The 14768-nt window shown below is 70.8% G+C and carries 15 protein-coding genes and 1 tRNA gene; 10 read left to right on the top strand and 6 right to left on the bottom strand.

Annotated elements, in window-relative coordinates:
- Window positions 1–158 precede the first annotated feature (158 nt).
- The 4 genes from ACTU3I_RS06345 (at window position 159) to ACTU3I_RS06330 (ending at window position 4624) form a co-directional block, all read left to right on the top strand.
- Window positions 159–1187 carry a sugar kinase gene (locus ACTU3I_RS06345; RefSeq protein ID WP_442924813.1) on the top strand — a complete coding sequence of 343 codons (1029 nt, stop codon included), beginning with the start codon at window positions 159–161 and terminating at the stop codon, window positions 1185–1187.
- Entirely contained in the window at window positions 1184–1798 is a 615-nt protein-coding gene (locus tag ACTU3I_RS06340) for a bifunctional 4-hydroxy-2-oxoglutarate aldolase/2-dehydro-3-deoxy-phosphogluconate aldolase (protein ID WP_442924812.1), read from the top strand. The genes ACTU3I_RS06345 and ACTU3I_RS06340 overlap by 4 nt, the downstream gene beginning before the upstream one ends.
- On the top strand, window positions 1798–2838 hold the full coding sequence (locus tag ACTU3I_RS06335; protein WP_442924811.1) for a Gfo/Idh/MocA family protein: 1041 nt from the start codon (window positions 1798–1800) through the stop codon (window positions 2836–2838). The genes ACTU3I_RS06340 and ACTU3I_RS06335 overlap by 1 nt, the downstream gene beginning before the upstream one ends.
- A gap of 364 nt (window positions 2839–3202) precedes the next feature.
- On the top strand, window positions 3203–4624 hold the full coding sequence (locus ACTU3I_RS06330; RefSeq protein ID WP_442924810.1) for a DUF222 domain-containing protein: 1422 nt from the start codon (window positions 3203–3205) through the stop codon (window positions 4622–4624).
- Between the two features lie 51 nt (window positions 4625–4675).
- Here the strand turns inward: ACTU3I_RS06330 and ACTU3I_RS06325 are convergent, their stop codons facing one another.
- Together ACTU3I_RS06325 and ACTU3I_RS06320 are read right to left on the bottom strand one after the other, a co-directional pair.
- On the bottom strand, window positions 4676–5986 hold the full coding sequence (locus ACTU3I_RS06325; RefSeq protein ID WP_442924809.1) for an ABC transporter permease: 1311 nt from the start codon (window positions 5984–5986) through the stop codon (window positions 4676–4678).
- Entirely contained in the window at window positions 5983–6681 is a 699-nt protein-coding gene (locus ACTU3I_RS06320) for an ABC transporter ATP-binding protein (RefSeq protein WP_442924808.1), read from the bottom strand. The genes ACTU3I_RS06325 and ACTU3I_RS06320 overlap by 4 nt, the downstream gene beginning before the upstream one ends.
- Window positions 6682–6834: 153 nt before the next feature.
- Here ACTU3I_RS06320 and ACTU3I_RS06315 point away from each other — a divergent pair, with 153 nt between their 5' ends.
- Together ACTU3I_RS06315 and ACTU3I_RS06310 are read left to right on the top strand one after the other, a co-directional pair.
- Window positions 6835–8031 (top strand): sensor histidine kinase, encoded by a 1197-nt coding sequence (locus ACTU3I_RS06315; RefSeq protein WP_442924807.1) that lies wholly within the window; start codon window positions 6835–6837, stop codon window positions 8029–8031.
- Window positions 8028–8690, top strand: coding sequence for a response regulator transcription factor (locus ACTU3I_RS06310; protein ID WP_442924806.1), 663 nt, complete (start codon window positions 8028–8030; stop codon window positions 8688–8690). The genes ACTU3I_RS06315 and ACTU3I_RS06310 overlap by 4 nt, the downstream gene beginning before the upstream one ends.
- A 20-nt stretch (window positions 8691–8710) precedes the next feature.
- On the opposite strand, the gene ACTU3I_RS06305 is transcribed toward ACTU3I_RS06310, so the two are convergent.
- The gene (locus ACTU3I_RS06305) at window positions 8711–10501 is read right to left on the bottom strand and encodes a DUF2207 family protein (protein ID WP_442924805.1); all 1791 of its coding nucleotides are present in this window, start codon (window positions 10499–10501) and stop codon (window positions 8711–8713) included.
- A gap of 44 nt (window positions 10502–10545) precedes the next feature.
- Between ACTU3I_RS06305 and ACTU3I_RS06300 the strand changes: the two genes are divergently transcribed.
- Window positions 10546–10989: a MarR family winged helix-turn-helix transcriptional regulator gene (locus tag ACTU3I_RS06300; RefSeq protein ID WP_442924804.1), complete on the top strand. Its 444-nt coding sequence runs from the start codon at window positions 10546–10548 to the stop codon at window positions 10987–10989.
- Window positions 10990–10992: 3 nt separating this feature from the next.
- On the opposite strand, the gene ACTU3I_RS06295 is transcribed toward ACTU3I_RS06300, so the two are convergent.
- Window positions 10993–12489, bottom strand: a complete 1497-nt coding sequence (locus tag ACTU3I_RS06295; protein WP_442924803.1) for an L-serine ammonia-lyase, iron-sulfur-dependent, subunit alpha — start codon at window positions 12487–12489, stop codon at window positions 10993–10995.
- A gap of 120 nt (window positions 12490–12609) precedes the next feature.
- On the opposite strand from ACTU3I_RS06295, the gene ACTU3I_RS06290 reads away from it, so the two are divergent.
- Window positions 12610–12682, top strand: a tRNA-Arg gene (locus ACTU3I_RS06290).
- 99 nt (window positions 12683–12781) lie between these two features.
- Here ACTU3I_RS06290 and ACTU3I_RS06285 read toward each other — a convergent pair.
- Both ACTU3I_RS06285 and ACTU3I_RS06280 read right to left on the bottom strand, forming a co-directional pair.
- Window positions 12782–13363 carry an asparagine synthase gene (locus ACTU3I_RS06285; protein WP_442924802.1) on the bottom strand — a complete coding sequence of 194 codons (582 nt, stop codon included), beginning with the start codon at window positions 13361–13363 and terminating at the stop codon, window positions 12782–12784.
- 52 nt (window positions 13364–13415) lie between these two features.
- Entirely contained in the window at window positions 13416–13577 is a 162-nt protein-coding gene (locus ACTU3I_RS06280) for a hypothetical protein (protein WP_442924801.1), read from the bottom strand.
- Between the two features lie 210 nt (window positions 13578–13787).
- Between ACTU3I_RS06280 and ACTU3I_RS06275 the strand changes: the two genes are divergently transcribed.
- The gene (locus tag ACTU3I_RS06275) at window positions 13788–14195 is read left to right on the top strand and encodes a DUF4383 domain-containing protein (protein WP_442924800.1); all 408 of its coding nucleotides are present in this window, start codon (window positions 13788–13790) and stop codon (window positions 14193–14195) included.
- 9 nt (window positions 14196–14204) lie between these two features.
- Window positions 14205–14765, top strand: a complete 561-nt coding sequence (locus ACTU3I_RS06270; protein ID WP_442924799.1) for a hypothetical protein — start codon at window positions 14205–14207, stop codon at window positions 14763–14765.
- The last annotated feature ends 3 nt before the right edge of the window (window positions 14766–14768 follow it).

Here is a 14768-nt window from a genome sequence, read left to right as displayed (position 1 = left end):
CGAGCGGAAACGCACGCCGACCGTTGTCGGGGTGACTCCGCGAACAGCGGAATTCCGGGGGAAAACCGGGAATGCGGCGGGCTTTCCAGCATTCCCGACCGCTCGGGCGTGGAATTGCGTTCGCCGGGAACCGCGGGAAATCGAAACGAGGACTTTGCATGAACGAAACAAAGCACGCTCCCCCGCCGGGGTCATCCCCGGCGTGCGACGTGCTCTGCCTCGGCGAGACGATGGTCATGGTGACGCCCGACATACCTGTCGAACTCACGGCGGAGAACGCCCGGCTCCGGCTGCACGTCGGCGGGGCCGAGTCCAACGTCGCGATGGGCCTCGCCCAGCTCGGCGTGCCGACCGTCTGGTGGAGCCGCGTCGGCGACGACGCTCTCGGCCGCTACGTAGCCGAGCGGATCGCCGACCTCGGCGTGAAGGTCTCGGTCGTGCGCGACCCGGCCCGCCCCACGGGTGTGTACTTCAAAGACATCACGCCCGAGGGAACCCGCGTGATGTACTACCGACGGGATTCTGCCGCGTCGGCGATGGGCCCCGCCGACGCCGAGCTCCTCCCCCCATGGCGGCGTCTGCTCCATGTCTCCGGCATCACCCCGGCACTGTCCGCCAGCGCCGACGATCTCCTGGAGGCGCTTCTCACCGGCCCTCGCCCCGACGGCGGCCTCGTGAGCTTCGACATCAATCACCGCGGGCAACTGTGGCCCCGCGACATCGCCGCGGCTCGTCTCGCGGAGCTCGGCACGCACGCCGACATCGTGTTCGTGGGCTTGGACGAGGCGGCGCACCTGTGGGGCGTGCGCTCGCCCGCGGAACTGCGCGCGGTGTTCCCCGGCGTCGGCGAACTCGTGGTGAAGGACGGACCGCGTGAGGCTTCGGTCGTGACGGCCGACGACATCGTCTCGGTTCCGACCCCGCCGATCGACGTGCACGAGGTGGTGGGCGCCGGCGATGCCTTCGCCGCCGGATACCTCTCGGCGCTTCTCGACGGAGTGGTCCTCCCCCGACGCCTGATGGCCGGTCACCTCGCCGCGCGCGAGGCGATACAGGTCACCGGAGACGTTCCGGTCCTCCCGCGGCTGTCCGAGCTGCTCTCGCGGGCTGAGGAGCACTGGGACACCGCATCCACGGTGATCACCCTCGCCCTGTCCCGAAACGCCACGACCGGAGCCGCATCATGACCGACGCCACGACGCGCATCGAGGAACTCCTCGGCACCGACCGCACTATGGCGATCCTTCGAGGGATGCCGCCGGCCCACGCCGTGACACTCGCCCACCGTGCGTGGGACGCGGGGTTCACCCTCGTCGAGGTGCCGATCCAGGCGCCGGAGTTCGTGGCGTCGCTCGAGGCCGTCACCTCCGCCGCTCGCGAGCGCGGCAAAGCCGTCGGAGCGGGAACCGTGATCGCGGCCGAGCAGCTCGACGTGCTCGAGCGGCTCGGCATCGACTTCGCCGTCGCGCCGGGGCTCGATCCCGAGATCGTGGCCCTCGCGGCCGAGCGCGACATCGCCTATCTGCCCGGGGTCGCTACGCCCTCCGACATCCAGCTGGCTCTTTCGCTCGGGCTCACCTGGCTGAAGGCCTTTCCCGCCTCGGTGCTCGGCCCGGGGTGGCTGCGCGCGATGGCGGGTCCGTTCCCGACGGCCCGCTTCGTCGCGACAGGCGGAATCGATGCGTCCAACGCGGCCGAATTCCTCCGCGCGGGCGCCCGCGTGGTCGCGGTGGGTTCGGCCCTCGAAGACCCCTCGCAGCTGGAGCTGCTCCGCATCCGGATTGCCGAGGTCTCGTGATGGCCCTCCGCCTCGGAATCATCGGCGGCGGGGTCATGGGGCGCCGTCACGCCGAGACGCTCGCCGGCGAGGCGCGATTCGAGCTCGTCGGGGTCGCCGACCCCTTCTCGCGCGAACTGGCGGACGATTTCGGCGTGTCCGCGTTCGACACCCACGACGCGCTCTTCGACGAGGGCTCGAGAGAAGGCCTCGACGCAGTGATCGTCGCGAACCCCAACGCCGCGCACGTCGCGACGACCCTCGCCGCGCACGAGCGGGGCATCGCGGTGCTCGTCGAGAAGCCGATCTCGACATCGCGCGCGGCGATGCAGCCGCTCCTCGACATCGAGGGTCGCGGAGCACCCGTCCTCGTCGGCCACCACCGACGACATCACCCCGCCGTGGCGGCCGTCCGCGAACTCCTCTGCGAGGGAGCGATCGGCGACCTGGTCGCGGTGACGAGCACCTGGATGGCGAGGAAGTCCGACGCGTACTTCGAGCCGGCGTGGCGGCGGGAACCGGGGGCGGGCGTCGTGCTGATCAACGCCGTCCACGACCTCGACCTGCTCCGCACGGTGGTCGGCGAGATCCGCTCCGTGCGCGCGCAATACTCCTCGCGCGCTCGCGGCCTCGCGGTGCCCGACACCGCGACCATCGCCGTCGAGTTCGTATCCGGGGCGCTCGGTACCTACGTCTGCTCGGATGCCGCGGTCTCGCCGTGGACTTGGGATCAGGCGACGCTCGACGACGCCGCCTTCCCCTACGTGCCCGGGGCAGTCAGCTGCGTTCTGGCGGGAACGGCCGGGTCGCTGACGCTCCCGCAGGTGCGGCTCCACCGGCACAGCCGCCCCGACGGCGACTGGCATCATCCGATCGCTGCGGAGTATGCGGCGGTGCCGGGGGGCAGCTCGTACGTCCGTCAGCTCGCTCATTTCGCCGACGTCGTCGCGGGAACGGCCGAGCCGCTCGTGACGATCTCGGACGTCGCGCGGACGATGGAGTTGGTTGACGCCGTCGAAGTGTCGGCGCGCACCGGCGACACGGTGGTCGTGACGACCTGACGCGGGGGCCCGACCGCGTGCGAGTCATCACGCGCCACGTCGCGGGGCCCACGAAGTCGAGGCGAGCGGGCGATCCGATCGAAATCACAAAAAGATAACGGCGAGGTCTTCCCATCCGTTACCTCACCGTTATAGAGTGCAAGCACGGTAGTTGTTTTGCTGTGGCAGCTACCGGCATGTGATTGCAGGACACTCTTGGTGCAAGGGACAAGGGCCGGTCGGAAGCCTCTCCGACCGGCCCTTACTCTTGCGGTTCATGCAGTTTCGTGGCGCTGGTGCAGTGTCAGGAAAGTCGTCCAGAATTATTACCTGATCTGGGTAAATCGGGCATCTGAATGTCGGTGGCCCTCACCAGGATGGGGGTATGTCAGGCAACCGGAGCGCCCCTCCCGCGGATGACCTCCGCGGGATGCTGCACGCGTTGATCGACGGCGTGGGCCTCGCGCTCGCGACCGACGAGGAGCTCCTCGACCACGTCCGCGAACTCGAATCGTTGGGGCGTGTCATCGACGCCGCCCGGGTCACTGCTGCCGGGGAGATCGCTGATCGCAGCCGCTCCACTGTCGCGACGGACGGCCTGGCGCACCGGCTCGGGTGCCGGAACGCGGCCGAACTGCTCGAGCGCCTGACGAAGACCTCGAGCGTCACCGCACGGGGGCGGATCCGCACGTCGCTGCCGCTGCGCCCTCGGCTCGGACTGACCGGCGAGCACCTCCCCGCCGCGTTCCCGGCCGTCGCCGACGCCCTGGCATCCGGCGCTCTCGGCCTGGACGCGGCGTCCGTCATCGTGCGCGCTCTCGCGCCGATCGCCGCGAACGGCGCGGCCGAGCCGAGTGCGCTGGCCGCCGCGGAGACCGAGCTCGTCGCCGCAGCGACGGGCACGCCCTCGGATGCGGCAGCAACCGCCGACGACGTCGCGGTCATGGCGCGGACGTGGGCACTCTACCTCGACCCCGACGGCGCCCTCCCGGACGACGAACGCGGCCTGCGGATGCGGGAGGTCAGCATCGGCCGCGAGCGCGACGGGGTTGTCAAGCTGCGCGGCGACCTCCTGCCCGACGTCGCCGCCCAGCTGGAGAAGCTCCTCGACGCCTTCTTGAACCCGAAGGTCCGCCACGCGCCGGGGCCTCGGTTCGACCCCGATCCCACCGACGACGAGCCCGTCGACCGGCGCACACCCCGCCAGCAACGTCACGACGCGTTCGCCGGCATCCTCACCGTCGCCGCCGGGGTCGAGGGCATGCCGTTGCTCGGCGGGGCACCCCCGACCCTCGTCGTCACCGTCGCCGCCGACCAGCTCGCCCGCGCCGACGGGGTCGCGTTCCTTCCGACGCAACGCCCGGACGACATGGGCGCCGTCGACGCCGCCGCCGCCGGGCACATCGGCTGCGCCGGACAGATCCAGCGTCTCGTGTTCGACCACGGCGGCCGCATCATCGAGCTCGGCTCTCCCCAGCGCGTGTTCACCGCGCATCAACGCCGAGCGATCGCTGCCCGCGACGGCGGATGCATCACCCCCGGATGCCACGTTCCCGCGGCGTGGTGCGAGATCCACCACGTCACCCCCGCCGCCCGCGGCGGCCCCACCAGCACCGACAACGGCGTTCTCTTGTGCTGGTTCCACCACCGCACCATCGACACGAGCGGGTGGGACATCCGCATGATCCGCGGAGTCCCGTGGATCCGGGCACCCCGCTGGATCGACCACACCCAACGGTGGCGGCCGGCCAGCGGTTCCCCCGCCCGACGACTGCAGGCCCTCGCCGGCGCATCCCCTCCCGATTGAACGTCGAAGCGGTCCGGCCCGACGTGCTCGGACCGGACCGCGGGACGCGCGTCACTCGTACCGCAAGGACTCCACCGGATCGGCCCTCGCCGCCCGGGCGGCCGGCAGCGTGCCGGCCAGGAAGGCCACCCCCATCACGACAAGAACGATGACGGCCACGGACAGCGGGTCGAAGATGAGCAGCGTCAGACCGGGAAGCATCGCCAGGAGGCTCCCCGACAGGGCCGAGCTCGCGATGCTGCCCACCCCGATTCCGAGGATCACGCCGAGGGCGCTGCCGAAGAGGCCGAGCGAGACGGCCTCGAGACTGAACAGCGAGAACACCCGGCCGCTTCCCATCCCCATGGCCTTCATGAGCCCGATCTCCCGGGTGCGCTCCTGCACCGACATCAGCAGCGTGTTGACGATGCCGAAGCTCGCGGCCAGCAGCGCGATGATCGCGAACGCGTTGAGGACGAGGACGATGCCGTTGATCACCGCGGTGAAGGCGCCCAGCTGGTCGGCGACCGTGGTCCCGGTGTACCCCTCTTCGCTCAAGTCGGCCTTGAGCGCGTCGACCTGCTCCGTCGTCGCATCCGGATCGAACCAGACACTCGCGACCGCGAACCGGTCCTGCTGCCCGGCGGGTACTCCCGTGTTCTGCAGCGAGTACAGCTCCCCCGACAACGCCTCGTTCGGCAGCGCGGTCGGGCCGTTCGGCGCGAAAGTCTGCTCCGCCACCCCGACGATCGTGGCCTCCACCTCGTGCTGAGTGCCGAGCGAGTCACTGATCGCGAGCGTCGCGGTGCTCCCGATCGCGGCGTCGGCGTCGGCGAAGCCCAGCGGCTCGACATACGTGGTGGGAATCGCGACCTCGTAGGCGTTCGCGTCGTCATCCGGTGCGTCTCCCGCGGTGAGCTGGATCGACTGCCCCGGGATGACGGAGCCTGCACCGATCACGTACGGGGTGCCGTCCCCCACGCGGATGAAGTCGGTCGAGACGACGTGCACGGCTTCGGCGCGGACGACCCCGTCGATGCCCTCGATCGTGGCGATGTCCTCTGCGGTGAGCGCGGTGACCGTCGACTCGCTCCCCGGAGGCCCCGAACTGTCGTCGACGATCGCGTCGGCGTCGTATTCGGCCGGTCCGCTGTCCGCTGCCCCGGCTGTCGCGGTCTCCGATGTCTTGGTGACAGTCAGCACGTCCTGCGCTCCGATGGAGGCGACGGTGTCGTCGATGTAACGGCTGATGCCCGTTCCGACGCCGTTGGTCAGCGTCAGGGTGAAGGCGCCGACGAAGATCGCGAGGATGGTGAGGATGCTGCGCGTGCGGGAGCGGAAGGTGTTCGACAGGGCGCTCGTGACGAGGTCTGCGGCGTTCATGCTGCCACCGCCTCGTCCTCGGCCGTGAGGACGCCGTCGCGCATGGTGACGCGACGGTCGCACCGTGCCGCCAGCTCCTCATCGTGCGTCACGAGGACGAGCGTGATGCCGTGCTCGCGCTGCAGCCCGAACAGGATGTCGGCGACGACGGCACCGGTGGTGGAGTCGAGGTTCCCGGTCGGTTCGTCGGCGAAGATCACTCGCGGATTGTTGACGAGCGCGCGAGCGATCACGGTGCGCTGCTTCTGGCCGCCCGAGAGGTCGGTCGCGCGGTTGCGGGCCTTGTCGGCGAGATCGAGGTCGCGCAGCGCCGAAAGCGCCCGTCGGCGACGCTCACCGCGCGGCACGCCGGCGATCTTCAGGGGCAGCATGACGTTCTCCAGGACGCTCGAGTTCGGGGTGAGGAAGAACTGCTGGAAGACGAACCCGAACGTCTTGTTCCGGACGCGGTTGAGGTTGCGACCGCGAAGCGTGCCGGTGTCCTGCCCCTCGAGTTCGATCGTGCCGCTCGTGGGCACGTCGAGGAGCGCGAGCAGGTGCATCAGGGTCGACTTCCCCGATCCGCTCTTGCCGACGATCGCCACGCTCTCGCCGGGATGGATGTCGAGATCGACGCCGCGGAGAGCGTCGAATCGGGTGTCGCCCCGGCCGTACGTCTTCCGCACGTCGGTGAGCGACAGCAGTGGGGTGCTCATTTGTCTGGCCTCTCGTTGGGTTTCCCCCAGGCTCCCGCTCTCACCACGTCGGCACGTCCCGCTGCCGGGTGCACCTGGATACCCCTCGCGGGGTACGCCCGTGTCCCCCCGGGAGGTGATGGAAAGCGCCCGCGCGGAGGCCACACTGGAGGAATGCGAGACGAGACGCTCCGCGCATCGGCCGATGCGAAGCGTCAGCCGATGCTCTCCAGGACGCACCCGGTGTGGCGCGGCGTCGGCGACGCCCTGCTGGCTCTCATCGTCGTCTTCGCCGCCTTCGCGCCGTTCGCCGATTCGGGGGCGGCCGCCGAGGGTCCGGGAGAATTCGCGCTGGCTCTCGCCCCGGCCGTGGCGCTCCCCTGGCGCCGCCGCTGGCCGGTTCTCGTCCTCGCCGTGAACGTGCTGCTGGCCGTCAGCGCCGTCCTGGTCGGAATGGTGCCGTTCGGGGCGATCTTCGCGACCGTCGTGTCGATGTTCACCGTGGCCGACAGGTCCTCCCGGCGGCGGACGCTGGTCGTGCTGGGGGCGACGGCCGTGGCGACGAGCGTCTTCTCGTTGCTCGCCTCCATCGGCGGACTGTTCGACCCGCGCACATTCGTCACGCTGGCGTGGATCGTGATCGCGGCAGCGGCCGGGGATGCCACGCGGTCGCGCCGCGCGTACCTGCAGGCGATCACCGACCGGGCGATCCGCGCAGAGCAGACCCGCGACGCGGAGGCGCGCCGTCGCGTGAGCGAGGAGCGTCTGCGCATCGCCCGAGACCTCCACGACGCGGTGGCGCACCAGATCTCCGTCATCAGCTTGAACGCCGGCGTCGCGTCGGCGTCTCTGGAGACACGGCCCGAGAAGACCCGCGAGGCGCTCGCCACGATCCGCACCGCGTCGCGGGCGGTGCTCGGGGAGATCGGCGAGCTCATGGCCATGCTGCGTGCCGACGACGACGCCGAGACAGCGCCGCACGCGAGTCTGCGGCAGCTCGTCGACCTGGTGGCCGCCTTCCGCCAGGCGGGGCTCGAGGTGGCCGTCCGTATCGAAGGAGACCTGCCGGAGCTGCCCATGGCGACCGATGCGGTGGCCTACCGTGTGCTGCAGGAGGGGCTGACGAACGCGCTCAAACACGGCATCGAGGGGCGCGCGCACATCCTGGTGCGCACGACTGCCGAGGCGCTCCACATCGTGGTGACGAACCCCGCCGGGCCGTCGGAGAGGGAGGACTCGGGGGGCTACGGACTGCTCGGCCTGCGCGAGCGGGTCGCCGCGGTGCGAGGGGTCGTCGAAGCGGGAGGCACGGCGGCCGGGTATCGTCTCAGCGCCACCCTGCCGCTGTCCCGAGAGGAAGCCGGCGCATGACCGACGTGCTGATCGCCGACGACCAGGCCCTCATCCGTGCCGCCGTGCGCGATCTCCTCGATGCCGCGCCGGGGATCACCGTGGTGGGAGAGGCCGTCAACGGTCGTGAGGCGGGAGCGCTCGCCGCCGAGCTGCATCCCGACGTCGTCCTGATGGACATCCGCATGCCGGAGGTCGACGGCATCCAGGCCACCGCCCGCATCTGCGGGGATCCCTCCCTCGCCGACACGCGCGTGCTGATCCTCACCACGTTCGAAGAGGACGAGTATGTGCTGGCCGCCCTCCGCGCGGGGGCCAGCGGCTTCATCGGCAAGGGCGCAGAGCCCGATGAGATCGTGCGCGCCGTGCTCGCCGTCCACGCGGGCGACGCCCTCCTCTCCCCCGCGGCCACGCGCAGTCTCATCACCCGGTACGTGCACCCGCCGGCCGTCGACGCCGATGCCTCCGCACTCCTGCACGAACTCACCGAACGCGAACGCGAAGTGCTGCTGCTGGTGGCGCGCGGACGCTCCACCGACGAGATCGCGGCGGCACTGTACATCTCGCCGCACACCTCGAAGACGCACCTCAAACGCATCATGATGAAACTCGGCGCCCACGACCGCGCCCAGCTCGTGATCCTCGCGTACGAGACGGGCCTGCTGGTCCCCGGCGCCTGAGCCCGCGCGGTGAGGACGGGTCAGACCCCGCCGCCCCCGCCCCCTCCGCCGCCGCCCCCGGCCGATCCGCCCCCGCTGGACCCGCCCGATGTCGACGACGCCGAGGAGACGCCCGCCGACAGCGACCCGATCCCCGACGCGAACGCGGACGCGCTGAAGCTCGACGTCCCGAGATACCACCCGGGAGTGCCGGTGGCGTCGTAGAGGACGGCCAGGCGCTCGGCCCAGTCCTTCTCCTGACCGAAGACGACGGCGTAGGGCAGCAGCGCCTCGTACAGTCGCAGCATCTGCCGCGGATCCGCGGGGTCGATCGCTGCCCGCTCCGCGCCCACCGGGGACTGCAGCATCCGGATGCGGTCGGCCTCGGCCCACTCGATGAACTCCTTGAGGCCCGTCAGATGGTCGCGCGTCTCGGCACCGAGCGCGGTGAGGGGCTTGCGGGCGATCAGCCCGCCGACGACGAACAGCAGCGGGACCGCGAGGATGAGGAGCAGCAGCGGCACCCACGGGGTCACGCTCGCGGTGAGCGCTGCCACCCCGAACCCGAACATCCCCGCGCCCGCGGCGAACGAGAGCAGCACCGGGCCGATCCGCCGGCGAAGCGGCACCGATCGGCGGAGGCCGCGCTGCACGAGTTCGGAGCCGGCCGCGGAGAGGATGGAGCGGGCCGCGGTCGACAGGCGGGTGTCCTGCCGGCCGAAGACGAACACCGCCCCTGGCGCCGCATCCGCGCCGAACAGCCCGTCCAGCAGCATGCGGCCGTCACGATCGGCGCGCGACCGATCGATCAGGTGCGCCTCGAGGCTGACGCGCCCCCACCACCCGCGGGAGCCTTCGACGATGCGGAGGCTGCCGACCACCGCCTGCTCGAGCACCTCCGCCGGAATCGCCTTCGTCGTGTGCCCCAGGAGGACGGCGCTCTCGAGCGCATCGATGACCGAGGGCGGCGTGTACTCCGCGATGATCGCGGGGCGGCCCGGGGCATCCGACAGCAATCGGACCCTCACGACGACCGCCCACGCCAGCGCCGCCAGCATCCCGACGGCGGCGAGCGCCTGCAGCCATCCCCACGGTGAGGCGAAGTACGACGCGTCGAACTGCGTGAACGTGCCGGTCGCGAACCCCACCGCCACGGTGAGCGTCTGGAAGGGCGCGACATCTGTCGCCTCGGCGGAGACCGTGACGCTTCCGTCCGGGGCGGTCTCGGCAGCGATCGGGCAGGTCGTCGTGGCATCCTGCTCGCCGACGTAGCAGGCTCGTCCGCCGGTGAGGGCGGCTGCCAGCTCGGCGTCGACGTGGAGCCGCGCAGACACCCGCCCGAACGGCTGCGACCAATCCACGCCGTTGACGTCCCAGTAGAACTCGTCGCTGTCGGTGTCGGCGAAGTGCGGCGTGACGTTTCGGAGCGTGTAGGTGAAGACGTACGTCTGCTCGCCGTGCACGAAGTCGTCGGCGCGCACCGTGACCGCCAGCACGCCGTCTTCGCTGTCGGTCTCCACGGGCCGGGGATCGCCCTCGCCGTCGGTCACGGAGACCAGCTCGGGGTCGATCGGTGCGCCGAACGACGACTCGAGCAGCAGTCGCCGCATCCCGCGGTTCTGATCGGTGTCGGGGAAGACCGCGACGAACGTCTCGACGACACGCAGTTCGCTCGTGCCGTCGTCGGCGCGGGTGAGGGTGTAGTCGGCATCCATGCTGGCGAAGTGGAAATCATCGACGTCGGCCCGCGCCGCCGAGGCGAGGCCCCCGGCGGCGAGCGCGACGCCGAGCGCGACCGCGGCCAGCGCGGCTGCGCGAAGAATCCGCCTCATGCCGCTCAGCCTAGGGGTCGGTGCTCGGTCGTACTCTTGACGGTATGACCGACCGCCGCCTCGCCGTCGAGGCCTGGGAGAGCCTCTTCCGTGCGCAGCACGAGGTCTTCGGACATCTGAGCGTGGACTTCAGCGGCACCGATCTCTCGCAGGCCGAGTACGACGTGCTCCTCACCGTCACGCGCGGAGAGAACACGACCGCGCGGCTGCGCGACGTGACGGCGAACATGCTCATCAGTCAGCCCAGCGTGTCACGCCTGGTCGACCGCATGGTCGCGCGGGGGCTGCTGGAGAAATGTCCCGACCCCGAGGACGGACGCGGCGCCCTCGTCCACGCGACGGATGCCGGTGCGGCGGTGTTCCGGCGGATCGCCACACGGCATGCCGCATCCATCGCCGAGCGTATGGCTCCGCTCACCGACGAGGAGTTGACGGCGCTACGCGACCTGACGGCGAAGCTGCGCACGCCCCCGCCGACCGACTGCTGAGCGTCAGCACTCGATGACGTTGACGGCGAGGCCGCCCTCGCTGGTCTCCTTGTACTTGTGCGACATGTCGATGCCGGTCTGCCGCATCGTCTCCACGACGGTGTCGAGCGAGACGTAGTGCGAGCCGTCGCCGCGAAGAGCCAGGCGAGCGGCGGCCACCGCGGTCGATGAGGCGATCGCATTGCGTTCGATGCAGGGGATCTGCACGAGCCCGCCGACCGGATCGCACGTGAGACCGAGATGGTGCTCCATCGCGATCTCCGCGGCGTTCTCGATCTGCCGGTTGGTGCCGCCCATGACGGCGGTGAGGCCTCCCGCCGCCATCGCGCAGGCCGAGCCGACCTCGGCCTGACACCCGCCGACGGCACCCGAGATCGATGCGTTCGCCTTGAACAGCGACCCGAGCGCCGTTGCGGTGAGGAGGAAGCGGCGGATGCCGCGGCGCCGATTCGCCTCGGCGACCTGCGCCTCGTCCCACGCCGCCGCCTCCGCCGACGTGGCGGCGTGTCCGTCGTACCCGAGGAGCGCGCTGCCGACCAGCTCGCCGTACGGGGTGACGGCATTGCCGGAGCCGAGGCCGGAGTCGGCGAGGAAGCGCCACCAGTACATCGCCACGGCGGGGAGGATGCCGGCGGCCCCGTTCGTGGGAGCCGTCACCACGCGCCCGCCCGCGGCGTTCTGCTCGTTCACCGCCAGGGCGAATGCACCCAGCCACTCCCCCGGCAGCTCGCGGCGCCCGTCGGCCTCGGTCTCCTCCAGCTGCGCACGGATGGCAGCGGCCCGGCGCCGCACCTGCAGCATGCCCGGGAGCACGCCGTCGGCGTGCAGCCCCGCGTCGACGCACGCAGCCATGGTGTCCCAGATACGGTCGAGACCCGTCGCGACCGCCGCATCCTCGCCCATCGCCGCTTCGTTGCGGCGTGCCGCCTCGGCGATGGTGATGCCCTGCTCGTCGCACAGCGCGATCAGGCCCGCGGCGTCGTCGAAATCGAACGGGAGCACGGTCGAGCGCACTGCGGCCGGCTCTCCCTCGCGACGGATGAAGCCACCCCCGACGGAGAAGTACGTCTCCTCGGCGACCACCTGGCCGGTCTCGTCGCGGGCGATCAGCGCGAGCGCGTTGGGATGGCCGGGCAGTCGCGTCCGCGGCGCGAAGACGACATCAGCCTTGCCGAAGGCGATCGGATGCACCCCGTCCAGAAGCAGCGGCGCGCCGTCGGCCCATCCGGTCCAGGCGTCGCGCACCGCATCCGGATCGACCGTTTCGGGCAGGAGCCCCTGCAGCCCCGCGACCACCGCATCCGGTGTGCCGTGTCCGATGCCGGTGGCGCCGAGCGATCCGTACAGCGCGCACTCGACGCGCCGGACACGGCCGAGGTCGCCGCCCGCGGTGAGGCGTCGCGCGAACTCGCCGGCTGCCCGCATGGGCCCGACGGTGTGGGAGCTCGAGGGTCCTATGCCGATGGAGAACAGCTCGAACGCCGAGACGTAGGCGCTCATATCCCCACCCTACGCCGCACCTCCTCACTCGCGGTGGGCGACCCCCGCCCCGATTCGTCGCCCCGGCCCGGCGTGGGGTATTCTCATGGAGGCCTGCGCGCCGTTTCGCGCGGAGGCCGTGCGCCCGTAGCTCAATGGATAGAGCATCTGACTACGGATCAGAAGGTTGGGGGTTCGAGTCCCTCCGGGCGCGCAGCGTCCTTGTGACAGAGTGCGCGCACTGTGTTGAGACAGTGAGAAGTCCCGGTGAAGAAGAAATTCTTGACCGGGACTTCGTCTTTCCTGGTGGAGTTCACCCGTCCACCGGATCGGGCTCGTTTTCGATCGAGACCTCTCGCCGCCGCCGTGCCTGCGAGGCCAGCCGCGGAAGATCCACCAGTCGGAGTGCGTCCATGCGGGCCTTGCGCATCCGTGCGTAGTCGGGGTCCGCGTCGGCGGTCATCCCCTCCACCGTGAGGCGCCGCTGCAGATTCGCCTCCACGTCCCCCCACGCCGCGTTCCGCGCTTCGTCCACAAGAGCCGAGACGCGCTCGGTGTCATCCGCCCACAGCCGCAACTCCTTCGCGACGCCCGCGTACTGCTTGCGTCGGCGGCGGAGGTTTCGCGCGTCACGATCTCGGTAGTCATGAGTGCCCCCCGACGTGGAGAATTTGCCGAAAGCGCGGCGCCGAAGCGCCCGCATCCGCTCGGCGGCCTCCTCCTGCTCCTGCGCGAGGGAGAGCAGGGTCTCGCGGGCGAAGGCCGACAGTTGGTCGCGGTCGAAATCGGAGCCGCCGGCGATCGTCTCGACGAGGATGTGGTTGCGGACGGTCAGCCGAGCCGCGGCCGAGGCGATCGACACGCCCTCCGCGACAGCATCCGCCGTGTAACCCAACGCCCACCTCCCGGCCCTTCGAGGCTAGCGTTTCGCCGGACACGCCCGCAGGTCAGCCGGCCAGCTTCGCCACGATCGCCGCGATCCGGCGCTCGCGGGTCTCGGATGCCTTCGCCGCGGGACGCTTCCCCCCGCCGAGCGCCTCCAGCACGTCGGGCGGGACCTCGATGCCGGTGTTGTTGCCCGTTTGATGCAGAGTCGTCTCGAAGCGCATCCCCCGAGTGTGCCAGGCCGATGCGAGAGCTCACTCTGCGCGGCCCATACCGTGCGGGTTTCCGTTCCGCAAGCCCGTCCAGCATTCTGCCAGGAGCCCCCTAGCGTCGGTGTGTCGGTCCCGACAGGGTCGGTTTCCGCAATCCGATCGACCATCAGTGCCGAATCACAGCGAAACGCGGTTTGGCCGCGCCAACCTCAGGAGGTCCTCATGGGCTCGTCCCCCAATCGTCTCGTCGCCGTCATCTTCGGCGCCGTCTACCTGCTCGTCGGAATCCTCGGCTTCACCGTCACCGGTGAGGTCGCGTTCGCCGGTCCTGACGGAGGACTCCTCCTCGGGATCTTCCAGGTCAACCCGCTGCACAACATCGCTCACCTGCTGATCGGTGCGGCTCTCCTCATCGGCGGCATCTCCGGCGTGCGCGCCGCCCGCACCGTCAACGTCGTCGTGGGCGCCGTCTACCTGCTGCTGGGCATCGTCGGGTTCTTCCTCGCCGGTCCGGCGAACTTCCTCGCCCTCAACGTTGCCGACCACTTCCTCCACCTCGCGAGCGCCGTGATCCTGCTCGGCGTGGGCCTGGCGGCGGACAAGAACACGCGGCGCACCGCAGCGGTCTGATCGAGCCCCGTGACCCTCACCACCTCACCGTCGTCCGCCCCCGCCCGCCCCGCGCGTGCGGGGGCGGACGACGTCGCGTTCACCGGCTCGTGGCCGGCGCTGACCGCGTGGGCGGTGGGGTTGATCCTCGCCGCCTTGGGCGCTGGCGGCGTCGTGGGTCCGGGGACGATCGCCAGCCGCGTCGCCGGCATCCTCGTCTTCGCGCTCGCGCTGGGGTTCCTCGCCTGGGGCGCCGTCGTGCTGGCGAGGGCACGGATGCTGCTGCCTCGCCTCGTGCTCGCGGCCGCCGCGGTCGGAGTCCTCCTGACCTCCGCGCTCCTGGCCCTGGCACCCGCGCACACCAGCGTCTTCGCCGTGGGAACTGTCTTCGCGCTCCTGCTCGTCCTGTCCGGCTTCGCCGCGGCCGCCGTCCGTCGCCGCACCGCGTCGCCGCGAACGCCCAGCGTGTGGGGCCTCATCCTCGCCGCCGCCGTGCTGTCGGTCGTGGTGACCCCTGCCCTGGGGGCGACGCAGGACGCCGTGCTGATCCGGTCGGACGGGACGGTGCCCGTGGTCGTGCACGGTCACTGAGAC

The sequence above is a fragment of the Microbacterium sp. RD1 genome, assembly GCF_052220165.1.
Taxonomy (GTDB): domain Bacteria; phylum Actinomycetota; class Actinomycetes; order Actinomycetales; family Microbacteriaceae; genus Microbacterium.
The sequence above is the reverse complement of the archived record's forward strand: the minus strand, read 5'-3'. Positions and strand labels throughout refer to the sequence as shown.

Coding starts and splice junctions, on each gene's coding strand:
- ACTU3I_RS06345 (WP_442924813.1), top strand. CDS start 159: ATGAACGAAACAAAGCACGCTCCCCCGCCGGGGTCATCCCCGGCGTGC.
- ACTU3I_RS06340 (WP_442924812.1), top strand. CDS start 1,184: ATGACCGACGCCACGACGCGCATCGAGGAACTCCTCGGCACCGACCGC.
- ACTU3I_RS06335 (WP_442924811.1), top strand. CDS start 1,798: ATGGCCCTCCGCCTCGGAATCATCGGCGGCGGGGTCATGGGGCGCCGT.
- ACTU3I_RS06330 (WP_442924810.1), top strand. CDS start 3,203: ATGTCAGGCAACCGGAGCGCCCCTCCCGCGGATGACCTCCGCGGGATG.
- ACTU3I_RS06325 (WP_442924809.1), bottom strand. CDS start 5,986: ATGAACGCCGCAGACCTCGTCACGAGCGCCCTGTCGAACACCTTCCGC.
- ACTU3I_RS06320 (WP_442924808.1), bottom strand. CDS start 6,681: ATGAGCACCCCACTGCTGTCGCTCACCGACGTGCGGAAGACGTACGGC.
- ACTU3I_RS06315 (WP_442924807.1), top strand. CDS start 6,835: ATGCGAGACGAGACGCTCCGCGCATCGGCCGATGCGAAGCGTCAGCCG.
- ACTU3I_RS06310 (WP_442924806.1), top strand. CDS start 8,028: ATGACCGACGTGCTGATCGCCGACGACCAGGCCCTCATCCGTGCCGCC.
- ACTU3I_RS06305 (WP_442924805.1), bottom strand. CDS start 10,501: ATGAGGCGGATTCTTCGCGCAGCCGCGCTGGCCGCGGTCGCGCTCGGC.
- ACTU3I_RS06300 (WP_442924804.1), top strand. CDS start 10,546: ATGACCGACCGCCGCCTCGCCGTCGAGGCCTGGGAGAGCCTCTTCCGT.
- ACTU3I_RS06295 (WP_442924803.1), bottom strand. CDS start 12,489: ATGAGCGCCTACGTCTCGGCGTTCGAGCTGTTCTCCATCGGCATAGGA.
- ACTU3I_RS06280 (WP_442924801.1), bottom strand. CDS start 13,577: ATGCGCTTCGAGACGACTCTGCATCAAACGGGCAACAACACCGGCATC.
- ACTU3I_RS06275 (WP_442924800.1), top strand. CDS start 13,788: ATGGGCTCGTCCCCCAATCGTCTCGTCGCCGTCATCTTCGGCGCCGTC.